The sequence below is a fragment of the Butyrivibrio sp. Su6 genome, assembly GCF_900108105.1.
Lineage (GTDB): Bacteria > Bacillota > Clostridia > Lachnospirales > Lachnospiraceae > Butyrivibrio.
On record NZ_FNUR01000018.1, the window covers coordinates 13572 to 35666 of the forward strand.

The following is a 22095-nucleotide window of genomic DNA, read 5'->3' on the forward strand; positions in this document are numbered from 1 at the left end:
ATGAAAAGAAATAAACAGCTGATCTGCATAGGCGTAGTCCTACTATCAATTTTGGCAATTTGTTTAGTGAAGAAATTGGCTATAGAGGATGAAGAGAAGTCGCCAATTGTTATATCTGAGGTGTGTCCTCATAATGTTACGGCGGCCTATGACGATAACGGAGATTACGGTGCAGATTATATAGAACTTTATAATAGGTCAGACTCGAGTGTTAACCTTAAGGGATGGAGCCTGTCAGATAGTGGGGAAAACTTAAGAAAATTTATTTTTCCTGATTTTATCGTAGAGCCAGGGCAGTGTATTATTGCCTGGTGCAGTGATAATACTGACGATATAAGTCTCTATCGAGATGATTATGTTCCTGTGGATGTTCATGGATTATCTTTTCATATATCTGATGGAGAAGAGTGCATCCTGACTGATCCTGAGGGACAGGTTGTATCTAGCGCTGTCATTGCTAGTGGATTTTCGGATGACAAGGTGGTTTCGCTTATTGGTGATGATTACTATATTTCAGATCCTTCTCCTTATTATGTAGAGCAGACACCTCCGGTGGAAAAAAGGAACCTTGATGCACCGACATATTCTGTTGAAGGTGGTTGGTTTACGGATAATGTCGTTGTAGAACTATCTGCAAAAGAAGGGGAGATTTATTACACTTTAGATGGTTCAATTCCTGATGAGAGTTCAATTAAATACACAGGAGCTATTACTATAGAAAACAGGACCGATGAGCCTAATATCTATTCTAATATCGGAGGTATATCTTCTGAGAATAATTATCTGCCTGATTATAATGTGGATAAAGGTACTGCTTTGAAAGCAGTGGCCATATCTGCAGATGGAAAGAGTGATGTGGTTTGCAACACGTATTTCGTTGGACTTGATGAGTCTGAGTATGAAGGAATTGGTATATTATCTGTTTCTTTTGATCCGGATGATTTTTTTGGATATGAGAAGGGAATATACGTTTATGGTAAAGTTTATGATCTTCTTTATGCGAAATTCGACATGGAACGAGCAGATATCGACGATGTCAAATATACCCATTTTGGAAAAAAAGGACGCGGATGGGAGCGAGAAGTTGGGGTGGAGTTTTTTACATCAAACCATGTGAAGATTTATTCGCAAACTGCTGGTATTCGTGTTCATGGAGGATGGACACGAGAGATGAATCAAAAGAATTTCCAAATATATGCAAGGGAAGAATATGATGGAAACAATTCTTTTAACTATGACTTTTTTGATAATGGCTTAATATTTGATAAGTTGATGCTCCGTAGCGGTGGGTCAACGGATATGTATGTTTCCAAGATAAGAGATGTGTTAGTACATTCGCTTGTAAATGACAGAGAGATTGGTACTCAAAGGTCTGTGCCATATGCGGTGTTTTTAAATGGCGAGTATTGGGGACTGTACAATCTTCAGGAAACTATAGGCACAAGTTATATTGAAGAGTATTATGGCGTCCCTCAGAACAATGTGGTTATCATTAAAAATGGTGAGTCCAGGACGAACGATGCAAATGATGTATCGTTGTATGATGATGTTGTTACTTTTGCCACAGAAAATGATATGTCTATTGTGGATAACTACCGCGAATTTGAAAAAAAAGTGGATATTCAGAGTCTTATAGACTATTATGCAATCGAGACTTATGTGGCTAATTCTGATACATACAAGAATAATTATGCAGTTTGGCGAAGCCGTGATCCAGGGCTAACGGAATATGAAGACTGCAGGTGGCGCTGGCTCTTATTTGACCTTGATGATTCCTGCGCAATGAACATAGGGGCCAATACTGCTGATATAGATTCATTCGTCACAGGAAACTGGTATGACAATAATCCTCTAAATGGAGATGAGCTTTTTACAGCTCTTTGTGCTAACCAGGAGTTTAGAGAGAGGTTTGCAGATTCTTTTACAGAAATAGCAACAAATAATTTTGATTACGAGACAGTATCTGCAAAGCTTTGGGCAATGGCAGATAGGTATAAAGCAGCAACTATCAAGTCTAATAACAGGTTCAGAGGAGATTTTGCTCTTGATGATTATCCTGGTTTTGAGGGATATGAAGCTCCTTACGACGAAGAAGATTACCAAAAAGATATTGAGATTTTGGATGCATTCTTCAGAGACAGGGCAGGGTATATAATAAACTATATGTATGAGGATTTGGGGATTACCAATTAAGGAAATAAAGAAAGTAGTGTTTCAAGTTTTATGGAAAAAGAAGTACAGGATTATTTAGACAGAGTGCATGAGTCAGATTTTGCCATGCTCTCTGAGGTTGACAGGATTTGTAAAAAATATGATATTCAGTATTATCTTCATGGTGGTACATTCCTTGGTGCAGTAAGACATCAGGACTTTATTCCTTGGGATGATGATGTGGATATTTTGTTTTTAAGAGCGGATTATGAGAGATTTTTGGATGCCTTTGAAAAAGAGGCTGATCCTAGATTTCAGCTTTTGAGATTTGAAAGATATCCACAGTTCTTTGATTTTATCAGTAAGATAGCTGATACAGAACTGACCTATGAAGGAACTACATTTGGAGCAGAGGATTTTTACGAGAATAGATATTCTCATCCAACACTTGATCTGTTTGTTTTTGATATAGAAGATGACAATCACAAGTGGCAGCTTATCAGGATGAAGCTTCTATATGCCTTGGCTATGGGACACAGACCTTATGTTGATTACAGTAAGTTCAAAGGAATTATGAAAGTTGTGGCCTTTGTGCTTGCAAATGTTGGAAAGCTGATCCCATTTAAAAAGATTGCAATGAAGTACATTGGACTTCAGATGCAGGGCGGAATTGCAAGGCTTGCTGATGGAGATAATGATAAGTTTTATGATGGTAAAAAAGTACTCTTTATCTCCAACGAGCAGCCGGATCCCAGGTACTGGGGCCTTGATTTTGATGTTGAGCATTTAGTGTATGGACCTGATACAGCGCTTATCAGAGGAAAAGAGTTCCCTATTCCCAAACTCCATGACAAGTGGCTTAAAAAAACCTATGGAGATTACATGGCGCTTCCACCAAAGGAAAAACAGGTGCCTATGCATGTGAATATAATTAAAGAGTGATTTTTATTACGAAAAGAGGAAAGAATATGAAAACTGTAGCACTGATCATTGCAGGCGGCACAGGAGCCAGAATGCATCAGGATATTCCAAAACAGTTTCTGACAGTTAATGAGAAACCGGTTATAGTATATACTTTGGAGGCTTTTCAGAATCATCCTGAAATAGACTCAATCGCAGTTGTCTGCGTAGATGGATGGGAGCAGATGCTTTTGGCATATGCCAAACAGTTTAATATAACAAAGCTTGAGCATATAGTTAAAGGTGGAGACAATGGACAGGGATCCATACGAAACGGTGTTTATGAGCTTGAGAAGTTTTTTGACAAGGATGATATTGTGCTTATCCACGATGCCATCAGACCCATGGTTTCAGCGGAGATTATATCAGACTGTATCATGAAGACAAAACAGTATGGCAATGCTATAACAGCCATTCCATGCGCTGAGGCCATGCTTACAACTGACGATGGAGTAGTGTCTGAGGAGTCTTACTCAAGAGATAAATTAAAGAGAACTCAGACTCCACAGGGCTTTAAGCTTGGAGAGATCTGTGATCTTCACAGACAGGCACTTGAAAAAGGAATTACAGCATCTGTTGCTTCCTGTACACTTATGATCGAGATGGGCAAAAAGGTGTATTTTTCTCAAGGATCTGAAAAGAATATCAAGCTCACAACAGTAGATGACATCGATATTTTTAAGGCACTTCTTATGAGTAAAAGAAGTGAGTGGCTTAAGTAAGGGGAGTTATGTTATTCAATTCTTATGAGTTTATGCTGGCTTTTATGCCGGTATTCATTATCGGGTATTTCCTGATAAGGCATTTTTATAGAGAAAATGAGAAGCTAATGAGACTGTGCAATTTGTGGATAATTGCAGGCTCATTAGTTTTTTATGCACTTTTTGGAGTGAAAAATATATTGGTATTATTAGCCAGTATAGTATTAAATGCGATCTTTATTCTGGTTCTAAATTCTATCAAGGATAAAGGCACAAATGGTGAAAACACGTCACAGCGTTTGTTGTTGGCAGTTGGAATAATACTAAACGTTCTTGCACTTCTATTATTTAAATTTAAGGGGGCTTTCTTTCCGATAGCAATAAGCTTCTATACTTTCAATCAGATAGCTTATCTTGTGGATTTTTATCGGGGAGACATCGAGGAATTCGACCTGTTTGAATATCTTTCATACATTCTCTTTTTTCCGAAACTCCTTCAGGGACCGCTTATGAGTTATGGGGACTTTGTGAGCCAGTTAAGGGATTTAGCGAAAAAGAGCCTTGATTGGGAATTAGTAATGAGAGGACTTCTCCTTATTTCTTTGGGCCTTTTCAAAAAAGTGATTCTTGCTGATACCATTGGTAAGGCTGTGGATTATGGATATAATTCTTTGGCAACCCTTGGCTGGTGGGAGGCTGTGCTTGTTGCTGTATTCTATTCATTTCAGCTTTACTTTGATTTTAGCGGATATTGTGATGTTGCTAGCGGAATCTGCATGATTTTTGGTCTTGAACTTAGTCTTAACTTTGATTCTCCGTATAAGGCAGTTAATATAATAGATTTTTGGAACAGATGGCATATTACACTAACTAAGTTTTTTACCAGGTATATCTATATTCCTCTTGGAGGCAGCAGGAAGGGCGCTGTCAGGACATATGTAAATATCATGATAGTTTTCCTAATAAGTGGACTTTGGCATGGAAGTGGCTGGACCTTTATTGTATGGGGAGTTATGCATGGTGTTCTAAATATGTTAACAAGGGCGATTGGAAGTATAAATCGCAAAGAAAATGGTTCTCCCGTGGAAAAAAAGATTACAAGAGCTGTTGTTTGTGGAAAACGTCTTTTTACTTTTATCTACGTAACAATAGCCTGGGTGTTCTTTAGAGCAAATACTATTTCAGATGCAGCACTGTTATTTAAGCGCATGTTTAGCGGCGGTATCAGACCTTACTATAGTGACTTCGCCAATTATTTCAGACTTGATGAGATATGGTATGTGTTTAAGCTTACGTCAATAGTGAAGTTTAACTTTGCATGGGATCTGTGCATGTGGTTATTCCTTGCTTTTTCAATTGCAATCGTGTTCTTTGGAAAAAGCGCCATAAATTATGCAAAAGAGTGCAAGATTGGCATTGGTACAACACTTTTGACAGCGGCACTTTTGGTGTGGTGTGTACTTAGCTTCGGAGGAGTAAGCACATTCCTCTACATGAATTTCTGATAACTAATAGGATTAATTTGATGGATAGTAAAAACGGTTATAAAGAACAATTTATAATACTGATAACGCTTATATTTGCGGCATTTGTTCTGTGTGGCGCCATAGTTGTCTATGTGGATCCATTTTTTCATTACCATGCACCTTTAGAGGGATTCCCTTATGTGGTGGATAATCAGCTAAGTCAAAATCCCGGAATGGCCAAAAATATGAACTATGAGGGATGCATCATTGGTTCATCTATGACGGTTAATTTTGATACAGATGATTTTAAAGAGCTCCTTGACGTCAATACTATAAAGCTCAGTTATAGTGGAGCGTATCCCAAGGATGACTACAACATCTTATCAATTGTATTTGATAAGGATACATACGCCAGAAAAAATAGTGATGTAAAAGCTGTGTTTTTTGCCATGGATATCCCGACTATGACTGCAGATACAGAGACCACAAAGTATCCACTGCCTGAATATCTGTATGATGATAATTACCTTAACGATGTGAAGTATCTGCTCAACAAGGATGTACTTTTGCAGTACATTATGCGTCCTATGATTCAGGGACAGGGCTCTGATCTGTCAGAAATATATGCCAGCTGGTGGACGCCTGATTATTACAATATTCAGTGGGTTATGCACAACTATGACGAACCGGAGTATGTGGATGAAGAGACGGCAGCAGATGCTCTTTTGCCTCAAACCAAAGAAAACCTTGAGGTAAATATACTTCCTTTTGTGGAAAATAATCCTGATACACAGTTTTATTTCTTTTTCCCACCATACAGCATTTTGTACTGGCACAATGTAATGCAGGAAAATACCATTGAAGCGACATTTAGTCAGTATCAGTATGTTGCGGATAGATTGCTTGAATATGACAATGTTCATTTATTCTATTTTCAGACAATGCCGGAGACCTTAGACCTCAATAACTATGCGGACTACACACATTATAAACCCGATATTAACAGATTTATGGTAGAATGCTTTAAGGATGGAAGCTATGAGATCCATTCATCAGAAGAAATGAAAAACCAACTTGCCACTATGAGAGAGATGATAGCAGCATTTGATTATGGTGAGCTGCTTTCAAAAGAGTGGTAAGAGTAGTAAAAGAGGTAATCATGAGTAAAGAAAAAAATGAGAACAAATTTCAACAGATCCCCATTTGGGTCCACATTATACTGATAGCCATAATCGTAGGCGTCCTTGCCTTTTCAGGCTTTAAGCTCTGGAGATGGAATCAGGGAACTGCCAAGACTGAGGGTGTAACAGGAGAGAGCTACGAGATAGAAGTTCTTGATCAGATATTCCTGTTATCAGAGGATAAAAAGGCTGGTCACGAAGAGGACGGTACTGAGACAATTCTTTTCCTCGGTAATGATTCCCTTACCTATGACACATCTGAGACAGGTGTTACAAGCCAGGTTCAGTCCAAACTGGCAGGTTCAAATTGTATAAATGCAGGATTCCCGGCTTCAACAGTTGCGCTTAAAAATGCTGAGTATACAGATGACTATGCCCTTGATGCCTTTAGTTTTTACAATGTAGCCAAGTGCATCTATGATGAGGACTTTGATCAGCTAATTGAAAAATCAACTCTTTTTGAGGATTCACGCTATGACAAGAGTGCTGAAACCTTGAGAGACCTGGATTTTAATACTGTGGATACGCTAGTTATTTTCTATAACGCTCAGGACTATCTCAACTTAAGAGTTGGCATGAATCCTGACAATGACAGCGATCCTGTTACTTTTAGCGGGGCCCTTAACGCAGGCATTAAGCTTATCCAGGAGAAATATCCTTTCATAAGGATTGTTTGTATGTCCTTCCCTATGTGCTATGCCTATGATTCATCAGGTCAGCTTGTGAGCGGTGATAGATATGATTTTGGAAATGGTAAGCTTACAACTTATCTGCAGTTTATGATTGATGTTTCCGGAGCAACGGGGGTATCTTTTGTAGATAACTACTACGGAACAATTGATGAAGACAATAGTTCCACGTGGCTTTTGGACAACGTCCATGTGAATGCTGACTGTAATGCATACATGGCAGATCATTTTGTGAGAGTCATCTATCCTGATTACGGTAATTGAGGGGTTTTATGAAAAAGAGAATTGGTTTAGCAGATATTTTGCTGCTCCAGAGTGCAGTAGTTGTTTATTCTCTGTCTACTGTGGCAGCCAATCTGGCTTCAAAATATGAGTTTTTATCAGCCAGATACATTTTGTTTTTTGGACTTGAATTTGTGATATTGGCAGCCTACGCTCTTATCTGGCAGCAGATGATAAAAAGGTTCCAGTTATCAGTAGCCTATGCCAACAAGGCGATGACACTTATGTGGTCGATGCTTTGGAATTTTATAATTTTTAGTCAGGGTATAACTCCATTTAAGGTTGTGGGTGTAGTATTGGTAGTGATTGGAGTTGTGATCATGAATACAGGCGCAGTGAAGGGGGAAGGCGAAGATGATTAACATTTACTTTTTCCTGATGATAGTAGCTGAGTTTATAGCCTCCACTTCACAGATGCTTCTTAAGCAGAGCGCCGGACGCAAGTATTCTTCTTTTATCAGAGAGTATTTAAATGGTCTTGTAATTGGTGGATATGGACTCTTGGTTTTATCCATGATCATTTCCATATTTTGTTATGATGGACTTGGATATATGGGGGTAGTAGTAATGGAGCCTGTGGGCTATATTATTGTTATGTTCATGTCCAGATTTTTCTTTAGAGAAAAGATCACGAACAGAAAACTTTTAGGAATGCTGTTTATTATTGCCGGAATAGCTGTTTTCTACGCATTGGGGTGAAAAATTGAAAGCAAAGCAAAAGTTAGTGGTAAACAATATAATCGCAAGGATTATCACAGTCATTATGGCTGTGGTAGTTCTTGCGCTTTTATTTGTTTTTTTTAGTGCAAATATTTTCCATTACACAGCCAGGATGGAAGCGGATATTGCGTCAGAGACCCTTTTGGGGACAGTGATATATGACAACGGTTTTGTTCAGCCATCAACCTGGTATGCTTCTACTACAGTGAGGGTCATATCTGTACCTAATCTTGCTGCATTTATATATCCTCTTGTCTCACAGAATGCCAATCTTGCAGCAGGGATAGCCTGTGTCATAATGATGGTTTTACTTCTTGCGGTTATGATTGTCTACTTCAGACAGATAGGCTTTTCCTGGGCTCAGGTTTTAGCGAGCCTTGTGATCATCTTGTCTTTTACAAATGCCGCAGATGAATTCCAGAGAATGCTCTTTTTGTATGCTTCATACTATGTAAGTCATGCTATAACGCTTTTTATTATCCTTATTTTTTATAATAAATGGTTAAAAGATAATAAGGTGAGCTGGTGGACTTTGGCACTTTCTCTTTTGATAGCTGTTCTCAATGGATTACAGGGAATGCATGCCTGCCTTTTCTGCTATATACCCTTGGTTGTAGTTGAGGTATTAAGGCGTTTCGTTTTCTGGATCAGGGAAAAGAAACAGAGTGATCCTTTCATTTTGATATGGACTATTATTTTATTTGTTGTTTCTTTTGGCTGCACCAAGGTCTTTGCTACCACCAACTTCGGAGCAAGCAGGAATATCAGGCATGCCTTTGAGAAATTTGTAGGTGAGGTGTGTCCTGTAATTGGAACAACCCTTAGCTTCAACAGATTACCGGTCTTGATTATCCTGATTGTTGCTGCGGCAATTGCAGGTTATGTCATCTACATTTTTAAACTTGTGAAGAATGCAGGGAAGAAAATTGATGAGGATTTATTCCAGAATTATAGGGCTGCTCTGTCAGATTATAAGCTCGATTCTTCTGATAAGACTTACAGATACTGGAGCATGTTGGTATTTCCTTTTGGATTTATTTTGTGTGTGCTGCTTGAGACCTTTACTACTGCAGATGTGGCCGGCAGATATTTCCTGATGCTTTTGTTCACAGTTGCCACTGGCTTTTCTCTTTTGATTCATCAGTTAAAAGAAAAGTTTCAGGACTTTGCACTTTTAAGAGGAATTATTCTTACAGCATCTCTTTTCCTGGTGGCATTTTATGGTGCTTTTTCTGCTGTTATATTCTATAGTGACCTTGTAATAAATGACTATTCCTATAACACAGATGCCTATAAGGTCTACAGTTGGATGACTGAGAATGGCTATACTTACGGCTATACAACATTTGATTATGCCAACTATGTTACTGTTATGGGAAACAACACTGTCAAAGTCAGGGCCGTTAATAACATGGCTGAAATGTCAGGCTGCAAGTGGCTCTCTGACACTACCTGGTATCCGCCTGTTAAATCCCAGGAGGGGGCAACCTGTTATATAGTCTCTGAGGCTATGACTGAGGATTTTAATGTATTTCTTGAAACCTATGAGCCTGAAATTGTGAATACAGAAGAAGTTGGCAAATTTGTCATTTATGTTCTGGACCACGATTACACCCTGTGGGAGAGGTGACAAAAGGGGCTTGGTTGATGATGTGATTTATAAATGCTAGAATGGGATGTTACCGATGGCGATTAAAGGGAGAAAAGTTAAGGTATGAGAAGAAGTTCAAAAAGAGGATTGGGACTTGTTGGGAAGAGTTCGCGTACAAGGCGCCATGACGAGGATATAGACTACAGAGAGCAGTACGATGATGAGTACGACGATTATCCTGAGGATGATTATGAGGATGACTTCGGCGATGTAGAGGATGATGATTACTACGAGGATGTTCGTGAGTATGATGAGTCTGATGATTACGACAGGGATGATCAGGAATATGAGCGCGAGACAGATGGCATAGATGATGACGAATATGACAGAGACTATGATGACGACCGCGATTATTATGAAGATGATTACGAGGACGATGATTCCTACGAAGAAGAGGATGATGAGCTCTACGAGGGCGATGAGGACTACAGGAATGTAGAAGATATCGATGCCCGTAGGAGCTATGAGCACGACTACGATGAGGATGATGAAGATTACGACGATGTATATGATGATTACCTGGCAGATTCCAGGCGTAGCAGAGCTCATGTAGAAGATAGAAGAGATAATCGCCGTGATAGAGATTATAGCGATAGGCGTGCTGTAAGAGATAGAGATGACTCAGGCTTCCTTAGAATTATCACAGAGTCTTCAGCCGTTGAGAGAATCGCAGCATTGATTTTTGTTGTCCTGATTGCCGGAGCTGTGGCTACAGGCGTGTTCTACAAAAAAGCTATGGACAAAAATCATGAGATCAGCTCTTTTGCCAGTGTGGGAGAGAACTACGGCGAGACTGAGATTGTAGGCGAGAGCGGACTTATCGCAGTTGCAGATGCCCAGAGAGCAAAGCTTGAGGCGGCTCAGCTGATTTCCGAGGATGAGGAAGCGGAAGAGCAGGAGAATGCTGAGAAAGAGGCTGAGAGCGCAACAATAAACGTATCCATGTCAGTTGCCACTATCAAGAGCGATATTAAGATAAAGTTCACCAATTCCAAGACAGGAAAGCTTATTGCAAGCACTCCTTTTACTGTAACAGTTAAAAATCCTGATGGCAGCAGCGTCACTTATGACGACCACGATCAGGACGGAATCATCTATAAAAAAGACCTGACGGCAGGAAAGTACACAGTTACTCCAAATGCTCTAACAGGTGACTATGCAAAATATAAGGTGGATACGTCTTCAAAGTCTGTCACGGTTAAGAATACAGTAGAGATGAAGGCTGTCGACGTTACAGGCGAAGTTAAGAAGGAATCTGAAGTCAATGTGGCAAAAGAGGATACGGCCGTAGCGGACAAGGTTGAATCAGCCCTTACAGATACAGTCGAGTGGGTTGAAAGCACCAAGACTGCTGTTGGAGAAGGCACTGACAGCGGAGATGGAAGCTACACCTACGAGGCTGTGGATAAGAGCAACATCGTTGATCCTTCAAGCAGTGCCATTAACGGCGTTGGAAGGTTCATGTTCCTTGCTTTTGCAGCTACATCTGAAGAGAACTCTGATAATGATGAAGAGGATAAAGAGTTCAAGGTAAAATCCTACGATGTTACCTTGAAAATCGGTGAGACCTCCAAGATAGAGATAACTGATGGACCTTCAGAGTTTAACTACTCTTCATCTGATCCTGATCTTGTAAAGGTTTCTGATGATGGAACTATCACAGCTGTTGGTGAGGGTGTTGAGTACATTACCATCACTGCTGATGGCTATCAGAAGGAAATCGTGAAGGTCACTGTTAAGAAGGAAGACAGCTCATCCAGTAGCTCGAGCTCAAGCAGTTCTTCATCAAGCTCCAGCAGTTCCAGCACCACAGGCAGCAGTTCATCTGCTGACAAGACTGCACCTATCAGCATTACCAAGGTAACACTTGTAAAGGGCAGAACCTTTAAGATTGAGCCTAAAAACTCTGATATATCACTTAAGGTAACTTCTGCAGACACCGGAAAGGTCTCTGTTGATGGCACAACAATTAAGGGTGAGGATGCCGGAGAGACAACAGTCACTGTAACAGCTGATGGCTATACAGAAGCGAAAGTGACAGTTACTGTAAAGAGCAATTCCGAAAAGCTCCAGACTAAAGACGGCAAGCAGGTTTACATCAAGGACAGCGAAGGCAACTACATAGAGGCCGACTATGGTGACTACTATATTGAATCTGCCTTTTATCTTAGAAATGGTGCAACTTCTTACAAGTACACCGGATGGCAGACTATCGATGGAAAGACCTACTATTTTGATAAAAACGGTAATCCTGTTACCGGTGAGCAGGTTATCCAGGGAGCAAAGTACACCTTTGGAAGCGACGGTGCTATTGCCGGTTCATCCAACGTTATGGGTATCGATGTCAGCAAGTGGAACGGAAATATCGACTGGGCTGCAGTTAAGAACTCCGGTGTAAACTTTGTTATCATCAGATGTGGTTACAGAGGTTCATCAGAGGGCGCACTTATTGAGGACTCAAAGTTCAAGTCCAACATAAAAGGTGCTCAGGATGCAGGCCTTAAGGTCGGTGTATATTTCTTTTCACAGGCGGTTAATGAAGTAGAGGCTGTTGAGGAAGCCTCAATGGTTATCAGCCTTATAAAGGGATACAGCCTCTCATACCCGGTTTACCTGGATATTGAAAAGAGTAACGGCCGAGGCGATGGAATCAGTAATGACCAGAGAACAGCCAATATCAAGGCTTTCTGCGGAACAATTGCAAATGCCGGTTACTCTGTTGGTGTTTATTCCAACAAGACCTGGTTTACTGAGAAAATGAATGTTTCTCAGCTTAGCAGCTACAACATCTGGCTTGCCCAGTACAAGTCAGCCATGGAATACTCAGCTTCCAAGGTAAATATGTGGCAATACACTTCAAAAGGAAAAGTATCCGGTATTTCCGGAAACGTAGATATGAACATCTACTATTAATGAATTATGTTTAAAATGAAGCATCAAAAGAATTTAATATTGCTATACGTAATCTTGCCATTCCTGTTTTTTATGGGAATGGCTGTTTACGATGGGACAGTGTGGTGTGTGGATTCGCAGAGTTATGTGAGCATGGATTTCACCAGGGAGCCTGTGTATCCACTATTTCTCTTAGGCATCAGGCAAGTCTTTGAGTTTTTTGATTTTGCAGGGGAAATGTACGGGCAGCCTTCATATCTGTTCTGTGCTGTGATCATTCAGAGCCTTTTGTGGGTCTATGCTACAGCAAGGCTTGGCTTTTTTATGTACAGGGTAGCAGGAGATAACACCTATGAGAATAAGGCAAGGGTAATTGGCTTTCTTGCTGTCTTTTTCCAGCTTGCTGTGTGCGTCTTAAACCGCTTTGTTGCGGCTAGAGGCTCTATGTATTCAGAGTGTATAATGACGGAATCACTTGCGATGCCCCTGTTTGTGCTGTTTAACATCAGGCTCTTTATGGCGCTTAAGGATTACAACAAGCTGAATGTGACTGTATTGTTTTTGCTGTGCGTCCTGATCTCAAGCATCAGAAAGCAGATGCTCATAACTCTTCTTATTTGGGGATTTGTGTCTTTTGTCATGCATCTTTTGTGGAAAATAACCAGAGATATCAGGAGATTTGTGGAAACCCTTATCCTTGTGATCATTGCAGTTGTCTGCATCAGCGTCGCAGACAGGAGCTATAACTACGTTCTTCGCGGGCACTTTGTGGAGCACACAGGAAACAGCAAGGGAGCTCTTGATACAGTTCTTTATACTGCAAAGGCTGAAGACGCAGCTTTGTATGAGAAGTATGATACTTCTGAGGACTATCCGAATCTCAGCGAGCTGTACACCAGGATATATGACACTTTGATTGAGCGGGAGCTTACAATTGACTTTGCTTCATCAGGGTATGAGCTTGGAGAAGAGTCGACGATTTCTAACTCTGACTGGGTGTCCATGGCATCCCACTATGCGGACTGTTATGATGTTATCGGCTTTGACGTTGTGCTTCCTATCTGCGAAGAGTATGTAGCTGAGTACTTCCCGGGTTTGGATGAAGTGGATGCTCAGCTAAAAGAGGATGCGGTTGAGAAAGTTCTTTTGACAGAGCTTATGAAAAAAGATATTTCCGGAATATTTAAGGGAGAGTCCAAGGCTTTCCTGTATGTGTTTAAGGCAAATGTGCTGAAGGCATTTGTTATATCAGTGGCCAACATATCCCCAAGGGTTCTTATTACAGCATCTTTGGTAATTTACATTTTGTATCTGACTTTGATGTTCAGAATGGGAGTCCTTAGGAAAAAAGAGGATATTCTTTTAATGGCATTCATTGTTATCGTAGGAGTGTTTATAAATAGCGTGGTTACGGGCTCTATGATATTCCCCCAGCCCAGGTATATGTGCTATTCTATGGGGCTCTTCTACTTATTGATGAGTTGTGGTATACTGCTATGATGAGAATATTTTTGTAGGATTGCGAGAACGAAGTGGAGCAATCCGTCTTATCATAGCTAAGTAAATAAAAGAACAAAAGGAAAACGAGGAAAAATAAATGAGAACCTATTTAGTAACAGGTGGTGCCGGATTCATCGGCTCTAACTACATTCACTACATGTTCAAAAAGTATGATAACGAGATCAGAATCATTAACGTTGATGCTCTTACATATGCTGGTAACCTTGAAAACCTTAAGGATATCGAGAACAGAGATAACTACACATTTGTAAAGGCTGATATCTGCGACAGAGATGCGATCAACAAGATCTTTGAAGAGAATGACATCGACAGAGTTGTTCATTTCGCAGCTGAGAGCCATGTTGACAGATCAATCGTTAACCCTGAGATCTTTGTTCAGACAAACGTTTTGGGAACAGCTACAATGCTTAACGCAGCAAAGAAAGCTTGGGAACTTCCTGACGGAACATTTAAGGAGGGCAAGAAGTTCCTTCACGTTTCAACAGATGAAGTTTACGGTTCACTTGATGATGATCCAACTGCTTTCTTCTATGAGACAACACCATATTCACCACACAGCCCATACTCAGCTAGTAAAGCAAGTTCAGACATGCTTGTAAAGGCTTATATGGATACATATAAGTTCCCTGCAAACATCACAAACTGCTCAAATAACTACGGACCTTACCAGTTCCCTGAGAAGCTTATTCCACTTATCATCAACAACGCTCTTGCAGGCAAGACACTTCCTGTATACGGTGATGGTAAGAACGTTCGTGACTGGCTCTATGTTGAGGATCACGCTAAGGCAATCGACATGGTTCAGGAAAAGGGCCGTCTCTTCGAGACATACAACGTTGGTGGTCACAACGAGAAGCAGAACATCGAAATCGTTAAGACAATTATTGATGTTCTTAAGGATGAACTTGATGATTCAGATCCAAGAAAGGCTCACCTTTCATATGATCTTATCAAATACGTAGAAGATCGTAAGGGACATGACAGACGTTACGCCATTGCTCCTGACAAGATCAAGTCAGAAATTGGCTGGGAGCCAGAGACAATGTTCAAAGAAGGCATCCGTAAGACAATAAAGTGGTACTTCGAGCACATGGACTGGATGGCTAACGTAACATCCGGTGACTACGAAAAGTACTATGAAAAGATGTATAAAAACAAATAAGGAGAACTGAAATGAAAGGTATAATTTTAGCTGGTGGATCAGGAACAAGGCTTTATCCACTTACACGTGCAATGTCTAAGCAGATGATGCCTGTTTACGACAAGCCAATGATCTACTACCCACTTTCAACACTTATGCTTGCGGGCATCAGAGAAGTTCTCATTATTTCAACTCCAAGAGACCTTCCTATGTTCGAGGAACTCTTTGGCGACGGATCACAGCTTGGAATGCACTTTGAGTATGCAGTTCAGGATCAGCCAAGAGGACTTGCTGATGCATTTATCATCGGTGCTAAGTTCATCGGAAGTGATTCAGTTGCACTTGTTCTTGGAGACAATATCTTTTACGGTCAGAGCTTTTCAAAGCTCCTCAGAGAAGTTGCATCAAGAGATAAGGGAGCGACTATCTTTGGCTACTATGTAAGAGACCCAAGAGCTTACGGCGTTGTAGAGTTTGATGAAAACGGCAAGGCTATCAGCATTGAAGAAAAGCCTGAGCATCCAAAGAGCAATTATGCAGTACCTGGTCTTTATTTCTATGACAACCAGGTAGTTGATATAGCAGCTAATGTAAAGCCATCAGCAAGAGGCGAGATCGAGATCACAAGTATCAACAACGAGTACTTAAGAAGAGGCGAGCTCAGAGTTGAGACTATGGGCAGAGGCTTTGCATGGCTTGATACAGGTAACCATGATTCACTTCTTGATGCATCAGATTTCGTTTGTGCTTTCCAGAAGAGACAGGGACTTTATATTTCCTGCATTGAGGAAATTGCTTATAAGAGAGGCTTCATCGACAAGGAGCAGCTTCTTAAACTTGCTGAGCCTTTGATGAAGACAGACTACGGTAAGTACCTTAAAGAGGTAGCTGAAGGGCTGTGAGCACTTATTGAGGTATTTTCGAAATTAGTGCGAACGTGTTCTGGCGAGCGAAGCGAGAGCAGAACTTCCTTGTTTTTAACAGAGGCATGCTATGGATAAAAGAGTGTTTAGAATGGCGATACTGACTATAATAAGCGCAATCTTCCTTGTCCTTGTTATAGTGTATGCCGCCAACACTGAAAAAATAAATGCACTTTTTGGATGGGGACAGACTACAGCGGAAGAGAATACTTCTGAAGTGGCTGCCTCCTATTACAGCGGAGATTTATCTGAGTATGGCCTGCAGATCGGCAATGACCTTGACGGCTTTTTAGCGGATCCGGACTTTTTTGATGAGACAGAGAAGATTTCTTCTGCAGTTGTCATAAAAAAGGTTGCTTCTTCTGAGGACTCTTCTGATAGTTCATCTGCGTCCAGTTCTGGAAACCCAGATGACCAGCCGGGAACCGGAATGGCTGTTGTTGGAGAACTCCTTAATCCAAACGGACAGGGAGTTGATCCGGCCACACTTGATGCCAGTCTTTTTCAGTACAATGGGCAGATGCCACAGACTCCGCCTCCTGCAGGGCAGGCACCGGGAACTCCTGTTGGAATTGTGCCCGGAAACTGATTTTTGTAAAAAGAAATTAATCTGATTGCAAGCAGCAGTTCAGGATAAGAATAAATATTTTTTATAAGAACAAATTTTATAAAATGGAGATAGTTTTAAAATGGGTAAGATAACAGTAGAAACATGTGAGATCGAAGGACTTAAGGTTATAACACCTACAGTTTTTGGAGATTCAAGAGGCTATTTTGTTGAGACTTACAATAAAAATGATTTCGTAGAGGCTGGAATCGATGTAGAGTTCGTTCAGGACAACCAGTCAGCAAGCCATAAGGGAGTACTTAGAGGCCTTCATTTCCAGAAGGAGTTCCCACAGGATAAACTTGTAAGATGCATCAACGGTGAGGTGTTCGATGTAGCAGTTGACCTTAGAAGAGATTCCAAGACTTTCGGAAAGTGGTTTGGCGTAAGACTTTCAGCAGAAAACAAGAAGCAGTTCTTTATTCCTAAGGGATTTGCTCATGGTTTCTACGTTTTATCTGATTATGCAGAGTTTGCTTACAAATGTTCTGATTTCTATCATCCAAACGACGAGGGCGGTCTTATCTGGAATGATCCTGATATCGGAGTAGAATGGCCACTTCTTGAAGGTGTAGAAATTGACCTTTCAGACAAGGATACAAAGTGGAAAGGAATTAAAGAGTATTGATCAGGGGACTTAAGAAACTTCCCAAGCGCGCAGGCTTGGGGATTTTCTACGTACTGGCGCTTTCACTGGCGCTCTTAGTTATTCTTCATACAAATCCTCTTGCAGACCCGCACACAGAGATGCTTAAAAAGATATGTGGATGTATCTTGATAGGTGTCAGCTGTGTTCTGGTCTTCTTTTGGTATGACAGACTTCTTGTTTTGCCTGTTGAACTTTACAATTCAAGAAAACTCATAAAGAGATTATCAATAAATGACTTTAAGAAAAGATATGCCGGCTCCTACATGGGAATTGTGTGGGCCCTTGCCCAGCCTGTAGTCACTGTTGTTATGTACTACATCGTTTTTGACAGGGTTTTCCAGTCGAGAGCCCAGGCTGTATCTGACGGTGTTGAAGTTCCTTATGTTTTATTCCTTACAGCGGGTCTTGTACCATGGTTCTTTTTCTCGGAGGCTCTGACCAACGGAACAACATCACTTCTTGAGTACAACTATCTTGTAAAGAAGGTGCTTTTTAAGATCAGTATCCTTCCTATCATCAAGATAATCGCAGCTATGTTTATCCATGTGTTCTTTATTTGCGTGCTTTTATTCATTGCCTGCGTATATGGCTATTATCCAAGCATCTACTGGCTCCAGCTCATCTACTATGTGGGCTGCGAATTTATTCTGGTTTTGTCCATAAGCTATGCAACCTGCGCCATTGTGGTGTTCTTTAGAGATCTTTTGCAGATAATCAGCATAGGACTTCAGCTTTTCCAGTGGGCTACACCTATTCTCTGGAATTTGGATATTGTACCGGACAAGTACAAGTGGATCTTCAAGCTTAATCCTATGACCTATATTGTTGAAGGCTACAGAAATGCAATTTACGGAGACACCTGGTTTTTTGAGCATTTCTATTCATCAACATATTTTTGGATCTTTGTAGTTGCAGTATTCTGCATCGGATCCCTCATATTCAAACGCTCAAAGCCGCATTTCGCAGACGTGTTATGATACTAGGGATGAAAAAAGTGAAGCAATCCGTAGTATCATAACAAATTACAATGGAGATTTGTATGGATAAAGACATTGCTATTGAAGTCAAAAATCTGACTAAAATATATAAGCTTTACGATAAGCCCATGGACAGACTTAAGGACTCTCTTGGCCTTGCTAAAAAGGGTAAGTTTAAGGAGCACAGGGCGCTTAACAACGTAAGCCTTTCTGTTAAAAAAGGCGAAACTGTCGGAATCATCGGAACTAATGGCTCAGGAAAGTCCACTATCCTTAAGATAATCACAGGAGTTCTTTCTCCAACAGAGGGAGAAGTGAACGTAGACGGCCATATTTCAGCTCTTTTGGAGTTGGGAGCAGGCTTTAACATGGAGTACAACGGAATCGACAATATCTACCTCAATGGTATGATGATCGGTTTTTCTGAGGAAGAGATTGAAAAGAGGATGGACGCTATCCTTGAGTTTGCTGATATAGGCGACTATGTTTATCAGCCTGTAAAGACCTATTCAAGCGGTATGTTCGTGCGTCTTGCCTTTGCAGTAGCCATAAATATTGACCCTGAGATTCTCATTGTCGATGAGGCTTTATCTGTAGGTGACGTATTCTTCCAGGCCAAGTGTTATCACAAGTTTGAGGAGTTCAAAAAGAAAGGAAAGACTATTCTTTTTGTATCCCATGACCTTTCAAGTATCAGCAAATACTGTGACAGAGCAGTTCTTTTAAATCAGGGTGTTCTCCTTGGTGAGGGAACTCCCAAGAAGATGATCGACATCTACAAGCAGGTTCTTGTTGGACAGTATCCGCTTCCGTCAAGTGATGTGGAGAATCTTTTAGATGATGAGTCCATCAGGGAAGCTGCCGCTTCAGCAGACAAAAGAGCTGACGCCAAGATCAAGGGCGATAATAAGGCGTCAAAAAAGGAATCAGTTTCAGATGTTGAGGCCCTCGAGTATGGCGATGGCGCAGCAGTTATCACTGAGTATTACATCACTGATAACAAGGACGTTCGCACAAACTCCATTATCAAGGGAACAGATTTCACTGTTCACATGAGAGTTAAGTTTAACAGAAATGTTTCAGCTCCTATTTTTGCCATGACCTTTAAAAACGTTATGGGCATTGAGATCACAGGTACCAACTCAATGGTTGAAAAGGCCTTTTTGGAACCTGTAAAGGCAGGAGATGTAAAAGATATTACCTTTACTCAGAACATGTCACTTCAGGGAGGAGACTACCTTCTAAGCTTTGGAGTAACAGGTTTTGAACAGAATGATTTTACAGTTTATCACAGGCTTTACGACGTGCTCAGCGTTTCAGTTGTTTCAGACAAAAACACTGTCGGCTACTATGACATGAACAGTATATGTAAAGTCAGCGATGCTAAGAATGACTGAAAATCAGCACTTGCGAGGAAAGAGCATGCAGGAAGAGATCAAGATCGGGGAAGTTACCCTTAACTTTAAACACTATTCAGGGGTTGATCTTTATAGCGATGGCGCTATAGAGAACGACCTTCTTGATATTGTTAAAAATCATAAAAAAGAAGAGTATCAGAAGATCATAGAGGAGAGGGCAAACTGGCCAATCCTTTACCATTTATCTGATCAGAGAGCCAATATTGTTGAGTGGATCCCTATGGATCCAAAGGCTAAAGTATTGGAAGTTGGCTCAGGGTGCGGCGCCATCACAGGCATGCTCTCTTCAAAAGCTGGAGAGGTTGTAGCCTGCGACCTTTCAAGAAGGCGCTCTGAGATCAATGCCACAAGAAATCAGGAGTGTTCCAATGTAACTATTCATGTTGGTAACTTCAGGGACATTGAGCCTGACCTCCCAAACGATTTTGACTATATCTTTTTGATCGGTGTATTTGAATATGGTCAGGGCTATATTGGCACAGACAATCCTTACGAGAAGTTTTTGAGAATGCTCTCAAGACATATGAAAAAAGGCGGAAGACTTGTCATTGCCATTGAAAACAGACTTGGACTTAAGTATTTTGCAGGATGCGCAGAGGATCACCTTGGAACCTACTTTACAGGGATCGAAGGCTATTCACCTGACAGCGTAGCCAAGACTTTTACCAGAAATGGTCTCATAAACATTTTCAAAAAATGCGGTATGAATGATTACCATTTCTATTATCCATATCCTGACTACAAGCTTATGACTCTTTTACACTCAGATTCATATCTTCCTAAATTCGGGGAGCTTCAGGATAATGTAAGAAACTTCGACAGAGACCGAATGGTTCTCTTTAATGAAAAACATGCCTATGAGGATCTTATTAAAGACGGCATGTATCAGGATTTTGCCAATTCTTTCCTGGTTATTTTGGGACCGGGAGTTGATACAATATACAGTAAGTACAGTAATGACAGAGTGGATGAGTTCAAGATCCGTACTGACATTGCAATAGACAGGGCAGGCAGGAAGATAATCAAAAAGTATCCTCTTACAGAGGCTGCAAAAGAGCATGTCTTTGGCATAAGGGATGCATATCTTGGACTTGTTGAGAAATTCAGAGGGGGCGACCTGGAGATCAATGACTGTCAGCTTGATGAAAAAGAGGGCTGTGCCATTTTCTCTTTTGTCAACGGAGTTCCGCTGTCATCCCTTCTTGACGAGTACATTGATAAGGATGATTTCGAAGGCTTCAATGCCCTTATAAATGAGTATTACCGCAGAATAAGGTACAAAGAGGATTATCCTGTATCGGATTATGACCTTATTTTCTCAAATATTATGGTTAATGGCCCTATTTGGACTATAATAGATTATGAGTGGACTTACGGTAAGTGCATCCCTGCAAAAGAGCAGATGTGGAGGGCGCTTTACTGCTATAGGTTAGAGGACAGGAAAAGAGAAAGATTCGATCCAAAGCCTATATTTAATAAGATCGGTATCACAGAAAAAGAGATCCAGGTTCTTCTTGATGAGGAATATGCTTTCCAGAAATATGTGACCGGCAACAGAAAGTCCATGGTTGAAATTTGGAAGGAGATAGGACGAAAGGTCATTGTGCCAAAGGAAGTGACTTTGGGGGCACAGAATGCGGCAAGACCTGCGGACCTTATACAGATATATCTTGATGAGGGCGAAGGCTATTCAGAGGATGAATCCATTTTCCCTGAGGAGCAGTATGATGAGAAAAATACTGTGAATCTGGATATCAGGGTGGATTCAAACTGCAAGACAGTGCGTATTGATCCGGCCTTTGCATCCTGCGTTGTGACTATTGTTGACGCTTCCTGGAATGGAACATCCATTTCAGAGGGCGGAGCAGATATAGATATACACCCTGTCAATGGACAGTGGATATCAGATGATTCTTTTGTCTTTAACAGCGACGACCCTAACATTGAGTTTAAGCTTACAAGTAACAAACTCAGTATTCAGGAGAGAAATCATCTGAAGGTATCTCTTTTGACAACTCTTATCCCAAGGAATGCGGCAGATGCTATCGCAAACTCCATTCCTGAAGTGACAGTAGCTGAGCCAAAAGAGAATATCATTAAAAAGATCGGGAAAAAGATAATCAGTAAGCGTGAAGAGCTGTACTACAAAGACGACGAGGAGTAAGT

At 40.8% G+C, this 22095-nt stretch carries 18 protein-coding genes; all 18 read left to right on the top strand.

Annotated elements, in window-relative coordinates:
- A complete protein-coding gene (locus C4S54_RS15140; RefSeq protein WP_103870235.1) occupies positions 1-2193 on the top strand; it encodes a CotH kinase family protein in 2193 nt (730 codons plus the stop codon).
- 30 nt (positions 2194-2223) lie between these two features.
- Complete coding sequence (locus C4S54_RS15145; RefSeq protein WP_103870236.1) at positions 2224-3093, top strand: LicD family protein; 870 nt, start codon at positions 2224-2226, stop codon at positions 3091-3093.
- Positions 3094-3119: 26 nt separating this feature from the next.
- The gene (locus C4S54_RS15150) at positions 3120-3833 is read left to right on the top strand and encodes an IspD/TarI family cytidylyltransferase (RefSeq protein ID WP_103870237.1); all 714 of its coding nucleotides are present in this window, start codon (positions 3120-3122) and stop codon (positions 3831-3833) included.
- An 8-nt stretch (positions 3834-3841) separates the two neighbouring features.
- Positions 3842-5317: an MBOAT family O-acyltransferase gene (locus C4S54_RS15155; RefSeq protein WP_103870238.1), complete on the top strand. Its 1476-nt coding sequence runs from the start codon at positions 3842-3844 to the stop codon at positions 5315-5317.
- 20 nt (positions 5318-5337) lie between these two features.
- On the top strand, positions 5338-6417 hold the full coding sequence (locus C4S54_RS15160; protein WP_242973841.1) for a hypothetical protein: 1080 nt from the start codon (positions 5338-5340) through the stop codon (positions 6415-6417).
- A 20-nt stretch (positions 6418-6437) separates the two neighbouring features.
- The gene (locus C4S54_RS15165) at positions 6438-7412 is read left to right on the top strand and encodes an SGNH/GDSL hydrolase family protein (protein ID WP_103870240.1); all 975 of its coding nucleotides are present in this window, start codon (positions 6438-6440) and stop codon (positions 7410-7412) included.
- A gap of 8 nt (positions 7413-7420) precedes the next feature.
- Positions 7421-7792 carry a transporter gene (locus C4S54_RS15170; RefSeq protein ID WP_103870241.1) on the top strand — a complete coding sequence of 124 codons (372 nt, stop codon included), beginning with the start codon at positions 7421-7423 and terminating at the stop codon, positions 7790-7792.
- Complete coding sequence (locus C4S54_RS15175; protein WP_103870242.1) at positions 7785-8129, top strand: multidrug ABC transporter; 345 nt, start codon at positions 7785-7787, stop codon at positions 8127-8129. The genes C4S54_RS15170 and C4S54_RS15175 overlap by 8 nt, the downstream gene beginning before the upstream one ends.
- A gap of 4 nt (positions 8130-8133) precedes the next feature.
- Positions 8134-9780, top strand: a complete 1647-nt coding sequence (locus C4S54_RS15180; RefSeq protein ID WP_103870243.1) for a hypothetical protein — start codon at positions 8134-8136, stop codon at positions 9778-9780.
- 84 nt (positions 9781-9864) lie between these two features.
- Positions 9865-12714, top strand: coding sequence for a GH25 family lysozyme (locus C4S54_RS15185; protein WP_103870244.1), 2850 nt, complete (start codon positions 9865-9867; stop codon positions 12712-12714).
- Between the two features lie 108 nt (positions 12715-12822).
- Positions 12823-14193, top strand: a complete 1371-nt coding sequence (locus tag C4S54_RS15190; RefSeq protein ID WP_146060005.1) for a hypothetical protein — start codon at positions 12823-12825, stop codon at positions 14191-14193.
- Between the two features lie 97 nt (positions 14194-14290).
- Positions 14291-15376, top strand: a complete 1086-nt coding sequence (gene rfbB / locus C4S54_RS15195; RefSeq protein WP_103870246.1) for a dTDP-glucose 4,6-dehydratase — start codon at positions 14291-14293, stop codon at positions 15374-15376.
- A gap of 11 nt (positions 15377-15387) precedes the next feature.
- Positions 15388-16257 carry a glucose-1-phosphate thymidylyltransferase RfbA gene (gene rfbA, locus C4S54_RS15200; protein WP_103870247.1) on the top strand — a complete coding sequence of 290 codons (870 nt, stop codon included), beginning with the start codon at positions 15388-15390 and terminating at the stop codon, positions 16255-16257.
- Between the two features lie 91 nt (positions 16258-16348).
- Positions 16349-16867 carry a hypothetical protein gene (locus tag C4S54_RS15205; protein ID WP_103870248.1) on the top strand — a complete coding sequence of 173 codons (519 nt, stop codon included), beginning with the start codon at positions 16349-16351 and terminating at the stop codon, positions 16865-16867.
- A 100-nt stretch (positions 16868-16967) separates the two neighbouring features.
- Entirely contained in the window at positions 16968-17513 is a 546-nt protein-coding gene (rfbC, locus tag C4S54_RS15210; RefSeq protein ID WP_022774378.1) for a dTDP-4-dehydrorhamnose 3,5-epimerase, read from the top strand.
- A complete protein-coding gene (locus C4S54_RS15215; RefSeq protein ID WP_103870249.1) occupies positions 17510-18511 on the top strand; it encodes an ABC transporter permease in 1002 nt (333 codons plus the stop codon). Before rfbC ends, C4S54_RS15215 begins: the two co-directional genes overlap by 4 nt.
- 62 nt (positions 18512-18573) lie before the next feature.
- Positions 18574-19908, top strand: a complete 1335-nt coding sequence (locus tag C4S54_RS15220) for an ABC transporter ATP-binding protein (RefSeq protein WP_103870250.1) — start codon at positions 18574-18576, stop codon at positions 19906-19908.
- Positions 19901-22093 (top strand): class I SAM-dependent methyltransferase, encoded by a 2193-nt coding sequence (locus C4S54_RS15225; RefSeq protein WP_242973843.1) that lies wholly within the window; start codon positions 19901-19903, stop codon positions 22091-22093. Before C4S54_RS15220 ends, C4S54_RS15225 begins: the two co-directional genes overlap by 8 nt.
- Positions 22094-22095 lie beyond the last annotated feature (2 nt).

Excerpts from the sequence above, each read along its gene's own strand:
- C4S54_RS15140 (WP_103870235.1), top strand. The coding sequence starts at position 1 with ATGAAAAGAAATAAACAGCTGATCTGCATAGGCGTAGTCCTACTATCA.
- C4S54_RS15145 (WP_103870236.1), top strand. The coding sequence starts at position 2,224 with ATGGAAAAAGAAGTACAGGATTATTTAGACAGAGTGCATGAGTCAGAT.
- C4S54_RS15150 (WP_103870237.1), top strand. The coding sequence starts at position 3,120 with ATGAAAACTGTAGCACTGATCATTGCAGGCGGCACAGGAGCCAGAATG.
- C4S54_RS15155 (WP_103870238.1), top strand. The coding sequence starts at position 3,842 with ATGTTATTCAATTCTTATGAGTTTATGCTGGCTTTTATGCCGGTATTC.
- C4S54_RS15160 (WP_242973841.1), top strand. The coding sequence starts at position 5,338 with ATGGATAGTAAAAACGGTTATAAAGAACAATTTATAATACTGATAACG.
- C4S54_RS15165 (WP_103870240.1), top strand. The coding sequence starts at position 6,438 with ATGAGTAAAGAAAAAAATGAGAACAAATTTCAACAGATCCCCATTTGG.
- C4S54_RS15170 (WP_103870241.1), top strand. The coding sequence starts at position 7,421 with ATGAAAAAGAGAATTGGTTTAGCAGATATTTTGCTGCTCCAGAGTGCA.
- C4S54_RS15175 (WP_103870242.1), top strand. The coding sequence starts at position 7,785 with ATGATTAACATTTACTTTTTCCTGATGATAGTAGCTGAGTTTATAGCC.
- C4S54_RS15185 (WP_103870244.1), top strand. The coding sequence starts at position 9,865 with ATGAGAAGAAGTTCAAAAAGAGGATTGGGACTTGTTGGGAAGAGTTCG.
- rfbB (WP_103870246.1), top strand. The coding sequence starts at position 14,291 with ATGAGAACCTATTTAGTAACAGGTGGTGCCGGATTCATCGGCTCTAAC.
- rfbA (WP_103870247.1), top strand. The coding sequence starts at position 15,388 with ATGAAAGGTATAATTTTAGCTGGTGGATCAGGAACAAGGCTTTATCCA.
- C4S54_RS15205 (WP_103870248.1), top strand. The coding sequence starts at position 16,349 with ATGGATAAAAGAGTGTTTAGAATGGCGATACTGACTATAATAAGCGCA.
- rfbC (WP_022774378.1), top strand. The coding sequence starts at position 16,968 with ATGGGTAAGATAACAGTAGAAACATGTGAGATCGAAGGACTTAAGGTT.
- C4S54_RS15220 (WP_103870250.1), top strand. The coding sequence starts at position 18,574 with ATGGATAAAGACATTGCTATTGAAGTCAAAAATCTGACTAAAATATAT.
- C4S54_RS15225 (WP_242973843.1), top strand. The coding sequence starts at position 19,901 with ATGACTGAAAATCAGCACTTGCGAGGAAAGAGCATGCAGGAAGAGATC.